This window comes from Bacillus sp. COPE52 (genome assembly GCF_003355115.1).
In the GTDB taxonomy this organism is placed as follows: Bacteria; Bacillota; Bacilli; order Bacillales; family Bacillaceae_G; genus Bacillus_A; species Bacillus_A toyonensis.
The window spans coordinates 5,782,280-5,800,552 of sequence record NZ_CP031292.1 but is presented as its reverse complement, the minus strand read 5'-3'; the positions used below and the strand labels follow the sequence as shown (position 1 = coordinate 5,800,552).

The window sequence follows — 18,273 nt, the reverse complement described above, 5'->3', positions numbered from 1 at the left end:
GACATAGCTTTCCAAGTGACGTATAGAGAAATGGGTACCGATAAGCTAGATGATATAATCAATGGATTTGTTAAACCGTTTGATTTGGAAGAAGCTCCTCTTTTACGTGTTGAAATCATACATGTCACAGATAATGAGCACGTGATGGTATTAGATATGCATCATATCATTTCAGATGGTGTATCAATGGGGATTTTCATGCAGGAATTAGCTGAATTATATAATGGTCAAAAATTATCTCCATTAAGCATTCAATATAAAGATTATTCTGCGTGGCAAAGAGGCTTGCTTACTCAAGAAGAAATCAAAAAGCAAGAAAAGTATTGGATGAATGTGTTCAAAGAAGAAGTACCAGTACTAAATATGCCAACAGACTATAAAAGGCCAAAAAGAAGAAGTTTTGCTGGAGATAGAATCAATTTAAAAATCAATAGTGAAACTTATAATCAGTTAAACAAGTTGGCTACAGAAAATGAAGTTACTATGTATATGCTGATGTTAGCAGGATACACGACTTTGCTTTCTAAATATTCAGGGCAAGAGGATATAGTAGTAGGATCACCAATTGCAGGAAGAAAACATGTAGATTTAAATAATGTAATGGGAATGTTTGTGAATACCCTTGCGATGAGAAATTATCCAAAGGGCAATACATCTTTTAAAGAGTACTTAAAAGAAGTAAAAGAAAATACATTGAAAGCATATGAAAATCAGGATTATCAATTTGAAGAATTGGTAGAAAAGGTAAATGTGAGAAGAGACATTTCACGAAATCCACTATTTGATACGATGCTTGTATTTCAACACACTGATAATATGCTATTAAATTTAGATGAATTAAAGGTTAGCATGTTAGAAGATCAGCGGAAAATAGTTAAGTTTGATATTACTATACATGTAAGTGAGTTAGAGGATGGATTAGGACTAGAAATTGAATACTGTACGGCTCTCTATAATAAGGAGACAATAGAGAAGTTTTTAGAGCATTTTATAAATATCTTAAGAGAAGTAGTAAAAAATCCAGAGCAGAAATTAAGTGAAATAGATATATTAACAGAGAAAGAAAAAAGTAAGTTATTAAACGAATTTAATAATACAAAAGGAAAATATGCTAAAGAAAAAACACTTCCAGAGCTTTTTGAAGAACAGGTAGAGAAGACACCTAATAATGTTGCACTTGTTTTTGAAAATCAAAGTATAACATATAAAGAACTAAATGAAAGGGCAAATAGCCTTGCGCATATACTTCGCGAAAAAGGAGTTGGTCCTGACGTAGTAACGGGAATATTGGTGGAACGCTCTATTGAAATGATAGTAGGTATAATGGGGATTTTAAAAGCTGGAGGAGCTTATTTACCAATTGATCCAACTTATCCTAGGAAAAGAAAAGAATATATGTTACGTAATAGCCATATAGAGATACTATGCGTAACGAATGATGTTCATAGCGATATAACTTTTCATGGACAAATTATACAATTAGATAAATTAAAATATGGAGAAAATAGAACGAACATCAGTAAAATAAATAGTCCCCGAAATTTAGCTTATGTAATATATACATCAGGTTCTACAGGGAATCCTAAAGGGGTAATGATAGAACAAAATAGTGTAAATAACTTAGTCAATGGGTTAAATGATGTAATTTATAAAAAATTTAATACTAATGTTAATGTCGCGTTGCTAGCACCATTTATATTTGATGCATCGGTGAAACAAATATTTGCAACATTACTTTTAGGACATACCTTATTTGTTGTGCCAAAGGAAGTAAGTTGGGATGCAATGAGTTTAATTGAGTATTATGCAACAAATAAAATACATGTATCCGATGCTACTCCGGCACATTTAACAATGCTTAGCTATGTAAAAAAAATAGAACAAGAATTAGAAATTAAAGAATTTATTGTAGGCGGAGAGGCATTAACGCCTTATTTAATCAAAGGTTTATTTGAAAAATTCGCCAATCTTCAACCTAATATTACAAATGTTTATGGGCCTACAGAGTGCTGTGTAGATTCCACAAGCTATAGAATTGAGTTTGATCAAATAAGCAATGATAAGGTAATTCCGATTGGAAAACCAATTTTAAACACTAATATATATATATTAGACAAGGGAAATAATCTTCAGCCAATTGGAGTAGCTGGGGAACTGTGTGTATCAGGTGAGGGGATAGCAAGAGGATATTTGAATAATCTAGAATTAACAGCTGAGAGGTTTATTGAAAATCCATTTGATAACGGTAAATCTATGTATCGTACTGGAGATCTTGCAAGATGGTTACCTGATGGGAATATAGAGTTTTTAGGACGGATAGATCATCAGGTGAAAATACGTGGTTATCGAATTGAACTCGGAGAAATAGAAAGTCAACTGTCAACTCATCAAGATATCGAAGAAGTGATTGTTATAGCTAGAGAAGATAAGGAAAATAATCAATATTTATGTGCATATATCGTTTCAGAAAAAGAATTACATGCAAGGGAAATTAGAGAATATTTAGAACAGAAACTTCCGGATTATATGATTCCTGGATATTTTGTGAAATTAGATAAGCTTCCGTTAACAACGAACGGGAAAGTAGACAGAAAAGCACTTCCTGAACCAGATGGAAGCATTGATACTGGGGTAGAGTATGAGGAACCGAGAAATGAAGTGGAAGAAAAGCTCGTTGAAATTTGGAGAAGTATTATTGGGATAGAGGATATAGGGATTAATCATAATTTCTTTGTATCTGGAGGAGATTCCATTAAGGCAATCCAAATTATATCTAGATTATCTAGAATTGGCCTTAAATTAGAAATGAAAGATTTATTTGCACATCCAAAAATTAAAAATCTTGGAAAATATATAAAACGAGAAAAGAAAGAACAAAAGGTTCATGAAACAGTAAAGGGGGAAGTAGAATTAACCCCAATACAAAGCTGGTATTTTGAGAAAAACCAAGAAGAGATGAATCATTTTAATCAATCGTTCATGTTATTTAGAGAAAATGGATTTGATGAAAAACAGGTAGAAGAAATATTTAATAAAATTATGGAACATCATGATGCTTTACGCATGATATATAAAGAAAAAGAAGGAGAAATAATTCAATATAATAGAGGTTATGACAAGAACTTATTTGATTTATATATTTATGATGTTAAGGGCGTTGAGAATAAGGAAGAGAAGGTATATGAAATTGCTACAAGTATTCAAAAAGAGATGGATATTAAAGAAGGTAAACTTGTAAAGCTTTGTATATTTAAATCGGATGAAGGAGACCATCTTCTGATTGCGATTCATCACCTTGTAGTGGATGGGGTATCATGGAGAATCCTACTTGAAGATTTGGAGACTTTATATTCACAACTAGAAAAGGGTGAAAAGCTAGAAATAGGATTCAAAACAGATTCCTATAAAGAATTTGCATCAAAGTTAAAAGCTTATAGCGTGAGTAGGGAATTAATGAAAGAAAGGGAATATTGGACAAGCATATCAAAAGAGAATGTACAGTTTATCCCTAAAAAGAAAGAAATCACAAAAAACAACTTTGAAAATAGTAGTACAGTAAGTATTACATTAGATAAAGAACTCACTACATCTTTACTTAGAAAAACAAATAGGGCATATAACACAGAAATAAATGATATTTTATTAACAGCTTTAGCAGTTGGAATCAGAGAATTGACGGGGAAATACAAGCTAAAAGTAAATATGGAAGGGCATGGAAGAGAAGACGTAATAGAGAATTTCGAAATCAATAGGACTGTTGGCTGGTTCACGACGATGTATCCAGTGATTTTAGATATAGTGAACGAAAATGAACTTTCGACCAACATAAAGACAGTTAAAGAAACTTTGAGGAAAATACCGAATAAAGGAATAGGTTATGGAGTATTAAAACATTTAGCAAAAGATAAGGGATTTGTGAATGAAGAAAAGGCACCAATTTCATTTAACTATTTAGGTGAATTGGATCAAGATATTAACAGGCAAGAATTCTCTGCATCGAAATGGTCTATAGGTGAAACAGTCGGTAAGAAAATTACTAGGAATACATCTATAGAAATGAATTCAATGGTTTTAAATGGTGAATTGGTTATTCATACAACATTTAATGAATTAGAGTACAGTGAAAAAATGATAAAGGATTTAAATCAGAAATATAAAGAAAGTCTTGAAATAATAATTAATCACTGTGCGAATAAAGTAGAACCAGATCAAACACCTTTTGATTATGGAGATATAAATATAACATTAGAAGAACTTGAAGAAATAAAAGAAAAATACAATGGTTTTACTATCGAGAAAATATATCCGTTAGCAAATATGCAAAAAGGGATGTTATTCCATGCATTAGAAGATAAAAATTCAAGTATGTATTTTGAACAAATTGTAATGGATATAAAAGGGACTGTAGATGTAGATATTTTAGAAAAATCATTTAATACAATAATCAGGAGACACGAAATATTAAGAGCAGCATTTGAGTATGAATTAGTGGAGGAACCAAGACATGTCATACTTCAAGATAGAAAAGTAGGTTTCAACTATTATGATATTCAAGACGAAAACATTGAGCAGAAAAAAAAGTTTATAGAGAATTATTTACAAAATGATAAACAAAAAGGCTTTAATTTAAGTAAAGATACATTAATGAGAATTAGCTTAATTCAAATAAATCAGGATTCATATAAATTGGTATGGAGTCATCATCACATATTGTTAGATGGATGGTGTCTTGGGATTATATTAGGTGAGTTATTTGATGTTTATGGAAGAAAGATGAAAGGTGAAGAGAGCCATTTAGCGGAGCCAGCACCATATAGTGATTATATAAGATGGTTGGAAGAACAGGATAAAGAAGAAGGGTTAGCACATTGGAAGAGCTATTTGGATGGATATGAAGAACAAGCACAGGTTCCTAAAATCTTGAATAAAGTTAATGAGTATAAAAGAAAAGAAAAAATGATAGAATTTTCAAAAGAAATGACTCGTAACATTATTCAACTCGCAAATAGAAATCAAGTTACTTTTAATACCGTACTGCAGACAATTTGGGGCATTCTTTTAGCGAGGTACAATAATATAGAAGATGTTGTATTTGGAACAGTCGTATCAGGAAGAGAGGCAAAAGTAGAAGGAATTGAAGCGATGGTAGGATTATTCATTAATACAATTCCGACTCGAGTTAAACTCGAAAAAGATAGTAGTTTTAAAGAGGTTTTAAGAAATGTCCAGGATGAATCAATAGAAAATAATAAATATAACTATATAAATTTAGCTGAAATTCAATCTTTGCATGGTCTAAAAAGGAATCTAATTGATCATGTAATGGTATTTCAAAATTATTCACTCGATGATAGTAGTTTTAATCATGCAGAAAATAATACAGGTTTTATGTGTCAAAATATAAGGGGAGAAGAGCAAAGCAATTATGGATTCAACATTGTAGCAATTCCTGGAGAACAGTTAGTATTAAAATTAACTTATAACGAAAAGATTTATCCACAGAAAATAATAGACAATATAGAAATGCATCTTAAAAAAGTAACGGAACAAGTTGTTATAAATGAGGATAAGAAATTAAATGAGATAGACATAATCCCAGAGAAAGAGCGAAATGCATTATTGTATAGATTTAATGATACAAAGACGAATTATCCGAAGGATAAGACTATACATCAGCTGTTTGAGGAACAGGTAGAGAAAACGCCTAATCATATTGCCGTTGAATTTGAAGGCACTAAAATGACGTATCAAGAATTAAATGAAAGGTCTAATCAAGTTGCTAGATGGTTACGAGATAAAGGGGTTACTGCAAATACAATTGTGGGAATTATGGTTGAGAGATCCCCTGAGATGATAATTGGAATAATGGGTATCTTAAAATCAGGTTCAGCTTATTTGCCGATAGATCCTAAATCTCCTCAGGATAGAATCAAATTTATGATACAAGATAGTGATATTCAAATTCTATTAACGCAGGAGAAGTTCATTAATGATTCCTCATTGAGTGTAGAGAAGGTTAGTTTAGATAAGAGTGAGAATTTTCAATTGAGTAAAGAGAATTTAGCTCCTATCAATGATTCTGGGAACATAGCTTATATCATATATACATCGGGCTCTACTGGAGTACCAAAAGGTGTGGTTACATCACACTCTAATGCAGTAAGAGTTGTTCGTGACACAAACTATATTAAGATTGATGCAGATGATATTATTTTACAGCTTTCAAATTATTCTTTTGATGGATCCGTATTTGATATCTACGGTGCATTGTTAAATGGTGCGAAATTAGTGATGGTATCAATAGATACAGTATTGAATTTAAGTAAGCTAACAAAATTAATAAAAGAAGAAAAAATTAGTGTTATGTTTATAACTACAGCCTTATTTAATACGTTGGTTGATTTAGAAATAGAGTGTTTATCTAATATAAGAAAAATCCTTTTTGGTGGTGAAAGAATTTCAGTATCACATACAAAACGAGCATTGGAGTATCTAGGGAAAGATAAGCTGATTCATGTATACGGTCCGACAGAAAGTACTGTTTTTGCTACGTACTATTATATAAATGAAATCAATGAAGAATTCGACACAATACCAATTGGGAAGCCATTAGCAAATACTTCAGTATTTATAGTAGATGGAAATCAGAGACTACTTCCAATCGGCGTAGCTGGAGAACTTTGTTTAAGTGGAGCAGGGTTAGCTCATGGATATTTAAACCGACCAGATTTGACAGCAGAAAAGTTTGTCTCCAATCCATTTATACCAGAAGAAAAAATGTATCGAACAGGGGATCTTGTTAGGATGTTGCCTGATGGAAATATTGAGTTCTTAGGTAGAATAGATCATCAAGTGAAAGTTCGTGGTTTCAGGATTGAACTTGGTGAGATAGAGAGTCAGCTACTTAAATATAAAGAAGTAAAAGAAGCTATTGTTATCGTACGAGATGATATTCATGGTGAAAAATATATATGCGCTTACTTTACTTCTGAAACATGGAAAGATGAATTGATAATTCAAGAAATTAGAAAGTATCTAACTAAAAAGCTTCCAGAGTATATGATTCCTGCATTTTTTGTTCAACTTGATAAGCTACCGCTAACTACAAACGGGAAAGTAGACCGAAAGTCATTACCAAAGCCTGATGGGAATGTAACAACTGAGGTAGAGTACGTAGCACCAAGTAATTTTGTAGAAGAGACTATTATTTCAATTTGGGAAGAAATCCTAGGCATCAAATCTATTGGGATTTCTCATAACTTCTTTGAAATAGGAGGAAATTCACTGAAGTTAATGAGTGCTGTTGCTGCTATTAATAAAGTTTTAAATACAGATATAAGCATTCACAATTTCTTTGAGAATCCAAGTGTAATGGGTTTAGCAAATTATATCCTATCAACTGAACATGATCGTCAAAATAGTTCTTATGATTATGTTGAGGAAGAGGTATAACGGTTTAAAATGAAATTCATTTCTTTTGGAAGTAAAAGATATTAGTAATAGGTGTAAAAAGGCAGATTTTCTATAATGTTGATTGCTTTGAGATTTAAGATTTAATTATAAAAAAAAGGGATTTATCCTAGGAAAACTGTACAATTTATACTTCTTCTCAGCAGGGAAAAAGCAATAGATTGTGCAGTTAAACTAGGCCCAATGGTTTAAATTTCAAAGATGTATATGAAATTTGATAGTTGTTTTAGTTATTTACTAATAGTGTGAGAAATTGAATGGGCACCGCGAAGGGAATGATTCTAGTTATGGATATTAAAGGGTTTATAAATGATTTGAAAAAATCAAACATTTTCTTATATCAGAATCAAGGGAAGATAAAAATTATTGGACCTCGTGAGCTAATAACAGCTGAATTAAAGGAAAAAATAAAGTTATATAAAGAAAAAATTATTATAGCTTTAAAAAATGAAGATATAGAAAAAAAGAATGAAATTCCAAAAGCGAAACAATCAGAAAACGATTGTTATACCTTATCAATGGCACAAAAAAGGATGCTTATTTTAAATAATTTGGAATCTAAAGGTACGACATATAATATTCCTTTAGTTATCAAAATCGTGGGCCATTTTCAAATGCATGTTTTTGAGAATGCTTTTAAGGCACTAATTGATAGACATGAATCATTAAGAACATCCTTTGTAATGATTGATGGAGAACCAGTTCAAAAGATAGAAAAAGAAATAGATTTTAAAATTGAATATAGTGAATTAGGAGCAGATAGTGTATCAGAAAGAGTGGCACGATTTATAAGACCTTTTGATTTAGAGATAGCGCCGCTTCTAAGGGTAGAGATTTTATGTGTTAATCAGAATGAGCATATCATGATGCTTGATATGCATCATATTATTTCAGATGGAGTATCAATGGGCATTTTGATGAAGGAGTTAGCTGATTTAGTTAGAGAAAAAGAATTAGCAGCATTAAAAGTTCAATATAAAGACTATTCGGAATGGCAAAAAGAATACTATAAAGGAGATAACGTAAAGCAGCAGGAGGAATATTGGCTCAAGGTATTTGAGGGTGACATTCCAGTTCTGAATATGCCAACTGATTTCCCAAGACCACAAATACAAAGTAGTGAGGGAGATAGGCTTGGTTTTGAAATAGATTCTGAACTAACAAATAAACTTAAATTTCTTGCAAGAGAAAATGGAGTTACTATGTATATGCTTCTTTTAGCAGTATATAAAACGCTTCTTTCTAAATATACAAGGCAAGAGGACATAATAGTTGGTTCACCAATTGCGGGAAGAACACATGATGATTTAAAAAATACGATTGGCATGTTTGTCAATACTCTTGCAATGAGAAGTCATCCAAAAGCAAATACTAAATTCATTGATTATTTAAAACAAGTAAAAGAAAACACATTAAATGCTTATGAGAATCAAGAATATCAATTTGATACCTTAGTAGAGAAACTAAATTTAAGAAAAGAAACAAGTAGAAGCGCATTGTTTGATACGATGTTTGATATACAAACTCAAAATGATTTTGAGTTTAATATAAATGGAGTAACCACTGAGGTTTGCGATATTGATTTTAATGTGGCGAAGTTTGATTTAAGTCTTACGGCGATAGAATATACAGATCATTTGAAATTTGATTTGCAATATTGCACAAAATTATTTAAAAAAGAAACAATCAAAAGACTTGCAGGTCATTTAGTAAATGTAATAAAGGAAATTACCAATAATCCGGGGCTTAAATTAGGAGAAATAAATTTACTTTCAGAAGAAGAAACGAAAAACATATTACACAAATTTAATGATACTAGGGCTGAATTTCCTAAAAATAAAACCTTAAATCATGTATTTGAAGAGCAGGTTTTAAAAACACCAAATCATATTGCAGTTATATTTGAAGAAGAACAATTAACATATACACAACTAAATGAAAAAGCAAATCGACTGGCAAGGTTGCTTAGAAAAAATGGTGCAAAGCCGGATACTGTAATAGGAATTATGGCGGATAAATCCCCAGAAATGATAATTGGCATATTGGCGATTTTAAAAGCTGGAGCAGCATATTTACCAATTGACCCTGAGTATCCTGAGGAAAGAATTGAATATATGCTAAAAGATAGTGAAGCAAATTTAGTCGTTACTCAGGAGCACTTACAATTCAAGGTAAGAACAGTTTCAAGTATTTTATTTAATGATGAAGAAATTAATTCTTTAAATAAGGACAACCTAGAAAATTTAAATCATTCATCTGATTTAGCTTATTTAATATATACGTCAGGTTCTAGTGGAAAGCCTAAAGGGGTTATGACTACACATTGTAACGTTATTAACTATATTTATGCATTTTCAAAACAAATTACTTTAAATGAAGAAGATTCTATATTACAAGTAGTTTCATTTTCATTTGATGCTTTTACGGAAGAAATATTTCCTATTTTAGCTAATTCAGGGAAATTAATTATTAGTAAAAAAATTGGTGATCTGAACATAGATGAGCTAGTTAAAAATATTGAAAAATATAATGTGACTTTAGTAAGCTGTTCACCACTGTTACTCAATGAAATTGATAAAAATAAGCATTTAATACTTAATAAAAATATGAAATTTATTAGTGGTGGAGATGTTTTAAAGTATGAATATATAAAAAATATTATTGAGATTGCCGATGTTTATAATTCATATGGTCCTACAGAAACAACTGTTTGCGCAACATATTATAAGGTCAGTTCCAATGATTGTATAGGAATGAGTGTACCTATAGGTAAACCATTAAGTAATTATAAATTATATGTTTTGGATAATAACGCTCAATTACTGCCGATAGGAATACCTGGTGAATTATATATAGGTGGAGAAGGTGTAGCACGAGGATACAAAAATAATAAAGAATTAACTGAAGAAAAATTCAAGCCTAATGCTTTTAGTTTAGAAGAACGAGTGTATCGGACTGGAGATTTAGTAAAATGGCTACCTGATGGAAATATTGAATTTTTAGGTAGAATAGATAATCAGGTGAAAATTAACGGTTTTAGAATTGAACTGGAAGAAATTGAATATCACTTATTAAGACAATCGAACATAAAAGAAGCTAAAGTAATTGATAAAGAGGGAATAGATGGAAACAGATATCTTTGCGCATTTATTACAGTTAATGATTTGAATGAGGAACTGAACATAGATAAAGTGAGAGAGTTGCTTGCCAAAGAGCTTCCTGGTTACATGATTCCTTTACATTTTATAGAGATGGAAAGATTGCCGATTACACTCAATGGAAAAGTGGATGTGAAAGCATTACCGGAACCAGATTTCAGTAAATTTATAGAAGATCATTATGAAGCACCTCGAAATCTAGTAGAAGAGAAGTTGGCTTTAGTGTGGAAGGACGTTTTGGGTATAGAGAAAATTGGAATAAATCATAACTTCTTTGAAGCGGGAGGACACTCACTAAAAGCTTTTTCATTGGTATCAAAGATACACAAAGAATTAAATGTTGAAATACCATTAAAACAAATATTTAATTTTCCTACTATCAAAGGTATTGGTGAATATATAAAAGGGAAAGAAATGAGTACTTACTCAAAAATAAAGAAAGCTGAGGAGAAACAATTTTATAATCTTTCATCGGCTCAAAAAAGGCTATATATTTTAAATCAAATAGAGGATAGTGGAATTACTTACAATCTACCAGTTGTTATACAAATGAACGGGCGCTTTCAATTGGACACTTTTGAAAAAGCCTTTAAAGCATTAATTGATAGACATGAAGCATTAAGAACATCTTTTGTAATGATTGATGGAGAACCAGTTCAAAAGATAGAAAAAGAAATAGATTTTAAAATTGAATATGGTGAATTAGGAGAAGAGAACGTATCAGAACGAGTGGCGCGATTCATAAGACCTTTTAATCTAGAGGTAGCTCCTCTTCTAAGGGTAGAAATCGTACAAGTTAGTCAGGATGAGCATATCATGATGCTTGATATGCATCATATTATTTCAGACGGAGTATCAATGAGCATTTTGATGAAAGAGTTAACAGATATATTTGGAGAAAAAAAATTAGTGCCATTAGAAATTCAATATAAAGACTATTCGGAATGGCAAGAAGAGTTTTATAAAGGTGATAATATAAAGAAACAGGAGAAATATTGGCTTAAAGTATTTGAGGATGAGATACCAGTTCTGAATATGCCAACTGACTTTCCAAGACCACAAATACAAAGTAGCGAGGGAGATAGATTAAGTTTTGAAATAGATTCTGAACTAACAAACAAGCTTAAAATGTTTGCAAGGGAAAATGGAGTTACTATGTATATGCTACTTTTAGCAGCATATACAACGCTACTTTCGAAATATACGGGACAAGAAGACATTATAGTTGGTTCGCCAACCGCAGGAAGACAACATGATGATTTAAAAAATACTATTGGTATGTTTGTTAATACTCTTGTGATGAGAAATCGTCCTAAAGCAGACAGTAGATTCATTGATTATTTGAAGAAAGTAAAAGAAAATACCTTAAATGCTTATGAAAATCAAGATTATCAATTTGATGAGTTAGTTGAAAAGCTAGCCTTAAAAAGGGATATTAGTAGAAACGCATTGTTTGATACGATGTTTTCTATTCAAAATTTAGATAATCTAGAGTTGAATATAAAAGGCTTAAAAATCGAACCTTATGACATTGATTTTAAAGCGGCAAAGTTTGATTTAAGTCTATCGGCAATTGAAAATACAGATCATATAGAATTTATTTTAGAGTATTGCACAAAATTATTTAAAGAAGAAACAATACAAAGAATTGGAAATCATGTAGTTAATATCTTAAAAGAAATTGTTAATAATCCTGAACAAAAATTAAGTGAAATAAATTTGCTTTCACAAGAAGAAAGAGAAATGATATTAAACAAGTTTAATGATACTGCTGTTGAATATCCAGTAGGTACTATACACGAACTTTTTGAAGAGCAGGTTAAAAAAACACCAAATCATATAGCTGTAGTGTTCGAAGAAAAGCAGTTGACCTATGAAGAATTGAATAAAAAAGCAAATAAACTAGCTAGAACTTTGAGAGGAAAAGGTGTTGCACAAAATAGTATAGTTGGAATAATGGTGGATAGATCAGTAGAAATGATTGTAGGAATATTGGGGGTTCTAAAAGCTGGAGGAGCATATCTGCCGATAGATCCAGAATACCCTACAGAGAGAATAGAATTTATGCTTGAGGATAGTAATGCGGACATTATTATTACCCAAGAACATCTAACGGATAAAAATGTTGCCTACGGTGAAGTGGTAAATATAAATCATATAGATATATATGATATCGATGAAGATAATTTGAATCATATCAATTCACCGGATGATTTAGTGTATATCATATATACATCAGGAACAACTGGAAACCCTAAAGGTGTGCTAGTAGAGCATGAAAATTTGGTTAATGCCCATTACACTTGGAGAGATCACTATGAATTGTCAAAGTATGACGTCAATTTACTACAAATGGCTAGTATGTCGTTTGATGTATTTGCAGGGGACTTATGCAGAAGTTTATTAAATGGTGGGACAATGTATATAGTACCGAGTCATATCAAGCTAGAACTGGATTTATTATATAAGACAATTAAGAAGTATAAAATTAATATTTTTGAATCGACTCCAAGTCTTATTATACCTTTTATGAATTATGTATATGAAAATAATTTTGACCTCACGACATTACGATTATTAATATTAGGTTCTGATAGCTGTCCTATACATGAGTACAAAAATTTGGTTAAAAGATATGGGGAGAATATGAGAGTAATTAATAGCTATGGAGTTACAGAAGCAACTATTGATTCTAGCTATTATGAAGAAGAGTACGAGTATATACCGCAAATGGTAAATACTCCCATAGGGAAGCCGTTAAATAACACAAAATATTATGTTTTAAACTCTTTATTAGAACCACAACCTTTAGGGGTGTATGGTGAATTGTACATTGGTGGAAAAGGTCTTGCAAAAGGATACCTAAACAAACCAGACCTTACTCATGAAAGGTTTGTTTCAAATGGCTTTATACCTGGTGAAAAAATGTATAAAACAGGAGATTTGGCAAGATGGCTTTCAGATGGAAATATTGAGTTTTTAGGAAGAATAGACAATCAAGTAAAGGTTCGAGGGTTTAGGATAGAAATAGGAGAAATTGAAGCTAAACTATTAAGTAATCAAAATATAGATCAGGCGGTAGTAGTTGATCGGAAAGATAATGCTGGTTTTACCTATTTATGTGCATACATAATAGCTAAAGAGGAGCTAACTACAAGTGAATTAAGAGACTACTTGTCAAATTATTTACCAGATTATATGATTCCTGCATTTTTTATTCAATTAGATAAAATGCCTCTTACACCGAATGGAAAAATAGATAGAAAAGCATTGCCTCTTGTACAAGGGGGGGACCTTTCTAAGGGAACAGATTATGAAGCGCCTCGAAATGAAGTGGAAGAACATCTTGTATCAGCTTGGCAGGATGTCTTGGGTATTAAAGAAATTGGAATTAACGATAGTTTTTTTGAGGTTGGTGGAGATTCTATAAAAGCGTTACAAATAGTTTCTAAACTATCGAAAGTGAATCTTAAATTCAAAATTAAAGATTTATTTGAAAACCCGAAAATTAAAAATCTTAGTAGGTATGTAAAAAATGAATCGAGAGTAAAGAAAAACTATGAAATAATTCAGGGAAACGTTCCTTTAATGCCAATACAGAAAAGACATTTTGTATTAAACAAAGCATTAAATAATAAAGAGCTAAATCACTATAATCAATCATTTATGCTGTATAGAAAAAATGGATTTGAAGAACAGATTGTAGAAAAGGTGTTTCGTAAAATTTGTGAAAAACACGATGCTTTACGAATGATTTATAAAGAGGAAAATGGTGAAATAATTCAATATAATCGTGATTTGAATGGGGATTTCTTTGATTTATATGTCCATGATATTAAGAATCAGGATAATCAACAGGAGATAGTGGGTCAACTAGCAACAAATATACAAAAAGAAATTTCGATTACTGACGGTAAAATGTTAAAACTTTGCATTTTTAGAACAAATGAGGGTGATCATTTGCTTATTACTATCCATCATCTTGTAATAGATGGAGTGTCATGGCGAATATTGTTCGAAGATTTCGAAATGTTATATAAACAAGCATATCTCAATGAAAAACTTGATATAGGTTTTAAAACGGATTCATTTAAGGAGTTTTCAGAAAATTTAATGGATTATGCGGTAGGTAATAAACTTTTAAAAGAAAAAAAATATTGGGCAGACATATCTAAAATGAAAGTAGATTTTTTAGCGGAAAATGAAGAAATAGATGTGACCGATTATAAAAATAGCAAGACCCTAACCATTTCACTAAATAAGGAGAACACTCAAAAGTTATTGGGAGAAACAAACAAAACTTATAATACTCAAATAAATGATATCCTTTTAGCGGCTTTGTTAGTAACAGTAAGAGATTTAACAGGAGAAAACAGGCTGAAAATTCTCATGGAAGGTCATGGAAGAGAAGAAGTCATTGAAAACATAGATGTTAGTAGAACTATTGGGTGGTTTACTACAATATACCCTGTATATTTTGATTTAGGTAAAGAAAAAGAAATTTCTATGAGTATAAAATTGGTAAAAGAGACTTTAAGAAAAATTCCTAATAACGGAATAGGATATGGGGTTTTAAAATACCTGAAAAAGGATCAAGATTTGTTAAATGATGAAACGGCACCTATATTATTTAATTATTTGGGAGAAATGAGTAAAAAAGCGACCAATGAAGAATTTTCTGCATCATGGCTATCACCTGGCGAAAGTATAGGTGGCGAAAATGCAAGAGATGCTTCTATAGAAATTAATTCAATAATTGTAGAGGATACATTAATAATAAACACTACCTTCAACGAAAGGGAATATTCCGAATTTTTAATCGCTGATTTTAACCAAAAGTATAAAGAGAACCTTGAAATGATAATCGATCATTGTATTAATCAAACGGAATCAGAAAAAACAGCTTCCGATTATGGTTACAATAAAATGTCACTAGAAGAGCTTGATGAGTTACTAGGTGAATATGAATACATCGATAATTAAAGCCTGGAGGCAAAACACAATCATAACGACTACTTAATTGTACAAATTATATTTATAATTTTTGTGCCTTTTCCGACGGAAACTATTTAGGGGGATAAATTTATGAAAGTTAATAAAGTTGAGAAAATCTATCCATTGTCAAATATGCAAAAGGGGATACTGTTTCATGCTATTGAAGATAAAAATTCAGATGCATATTTTGAACAAATTATATTAGATATAAAAGGTTATGTAGATGAAACTATTTTTGAGGAAAGTTTCAACGAGATTATGAAACGGCACGAGGTGTTAAGAGCATCATTTAATTATAAATTGGACGAGCCATTACATGTAATATTAAGGGATAGAAAAATTAAGTTTAGCTATAATGATGTAAGTAATTTAGATTTAAACACTAAAGATTTATATATGGAAAAATATATAGTAGATGATAAGGTGAAGGGATTTGACCTAACAAAAGAAACCCTTATGAGAATTTGTTTGATGAAAACAAATGATAACTCATATAAAGTAATTTGGAGCTTTCATCATATATTACTTGATGGTTGGTGTATTGGGATTATATTAGATGAGTTATTTACTATCTATTCACATAAAATGAAAGGTGAAGAGCATCAATTAGAAGATCCTAGACCCTATAGTGATTATATAAATTGGCTAAATAATCAGGATAATGAAGAAGGATTGAAGTATTGGAGTAAGTATCTGGAGGGGTATGAGTTAAATGCTACCCTCCCTAAATTTAATAACTCTAGTGCTAGAAAGTATCAGAGAAGAGAAAAAGTGATAGAGTTTTCAAAAGAGTTAACTGATAAGATTACACAACTGGCAAATAAAAATAACGTCACCTTAAATACAGTGATGCAGAGTATTTGGGGGCTTATTCTAGCGAAGTATAACAATAGTGATGATGTTGTTTTTGGAACAGTTGTCTCAGGCAGAGATGCAGCTGTAGAAGGTATAGAGAACATGTTAGGTTTATTTATAAATACAATACCAACTAGAATAAAGCTGCAAAGTGAAAAATCATTTAAAGAAGTTTTAAAAGCAACTCAACATGATGCAATAGAGGGTAATGATTATAATTATATTAATTTAGCCGAAGTTCAAGCTCTTAGTAACTTAAAAAGTAATCTTATTGATCATATATTAGTATTTGAAAATTATGCTATTGATGAAAAAGGATTGGAAGAAAAGGAAAGTGGATTAGGGTTCGAAGTTATATCTGTAATCGACGAAGAGAGAAGTAATTATAGCCTAAGCCTTACTGTAGGATTAGGAGAGAAATTGAAACTAACAATTGTATATGATGAAAATGTATATGAAGAAAGACTAATCAATAATCTAGAGTGTCATATTCAAAATGTAACGAAGCAAGTTATTGAAAATGATGATAAGAAAATGAGCGATATAGATTTAATTTCAGAAGAGGAAAAAAACATCCTTCTTTATAAATTTAATGAAACAACCGTTGAATATCCTAAAGATAGGTTGATACATCAATTGTTTGAGGAACAGGTTGAGAAGACACCTGACCGTGTGGCAGTTAGCTTTAAAAGTAATAACCTAACTTATAGGGAATTAAATGAAAAATCAAATCAAATAGCTAGACTACTGCGAGAAAAAGGTGTTCAATCAAACACAATTGTAGGAATCATGGTCGACCGTTCTTTAGAAATGATAATAGGAATTATGGGGATTTTAAAATCCGGAGCGGCGTATTTACCAATTGATCCTGAGACTCCTAAAGAGAGAATTGGCTACATGTTACAAGATAGTAATGTAAAAGTTTTATTGACTCAAGACAGATGTATAAGTCAACTTAATTTGAATGTGGAGTTAATTAATTTAGATCAAGAGAATTTTTTAAGGCTAAGTACAGATAATTTGAATTTAATAAATCATTCAAGTGATACAGCTTATATCATTTATACTTCAGGATCAACCGGAACACCAAAAGGAGTAGTTATTCCGCATTATAGTGCAATTAGAGTAGTTAAGAATACAAATTATATTGAAATTAGTGAGAATGATACGATACTACAACTTTCGAATTATGCTTTTGATGGGTCTATATTTGATATTTATGGTGCACTTCTAAATGGTGCAAAGTTAATAATGGTTGAGAAGGACACTGTATTAAGTCTTGTTAAACTAGCTAAGTTAATAAAGGAAGAACAGATAAGTATTATGTTTATTACCACAGCTTTATTTAATGCGCTTGTAGATTTAGAAATAGATTGTTTAGATAAAATAAGAAAAATATTATTCGGTGGTGAAAGAGTTTCAGTTCCACATGTGAAAAAAGCCCTTGAGAAATTGGGCAAAGATAAAATTATTCATGTTTATGGTCCAACTGAAAGCACGGTATATGCTACGTATTATTTTGTTAATGAAGTAACTGAGGTTATTCCAATAGGAAAACCGTTAGCAAATACTTCGGTTTTTGTAGTAGATAAAAATTCTAACTTGCTTCCACTTGGTGTACCTGGAGAACTATGTATTTCTGGAGACGGATTAAGTAAAGGGTATTTAAATAGCGAGAGATTAACAGTTGAGAAATTCGTTCCAAATCCGTTCATTCTAGGAGAGAGAATGTATCGAACAGGAGACCTTGTGAGAATGTTACCTGATGGAAATATTGAGTTTTTAGGAAGAATTG

General features: G+C 31.1%; 2 protein-coding genes and 1 pseudogene. All 3 read left to right on the top strand.

Features of this window, described 5'->3' with window-relative positions; translation table 11 throughout:
- Positions 1-30: 30 nt before the first annotated feature.
- Positions 31-7,452, top strand: a pseudogene (locus DPQ31_RS29065) (non-ribosomal peptide synthetase); the annotation flags it as partial.
- A gap of 275 nt (positions 7,453-7,727) precedes the next feature.
- Positions 7,728-15,611, top strand: coding sequence for a non-ribosomal peptide synthetase (locus tag DPQ31_RS29060; RefSeq protein ID WP_315969876.1), 7,884 nt, complete (start codon positions 7,728-7,730; stop codon positions 15,609-15,611).
- A gap of 102 nt (positions 15,612-15,713) precedes the next feature.
- On the top strand, positions 15,714-18,273 hold a 2,560-nt coding region (locus tag DPQ31_RS29055; RefSeq protein WP_208731450.1), incomplete at its 3' end, for a non-ribosomal peptide synthetase.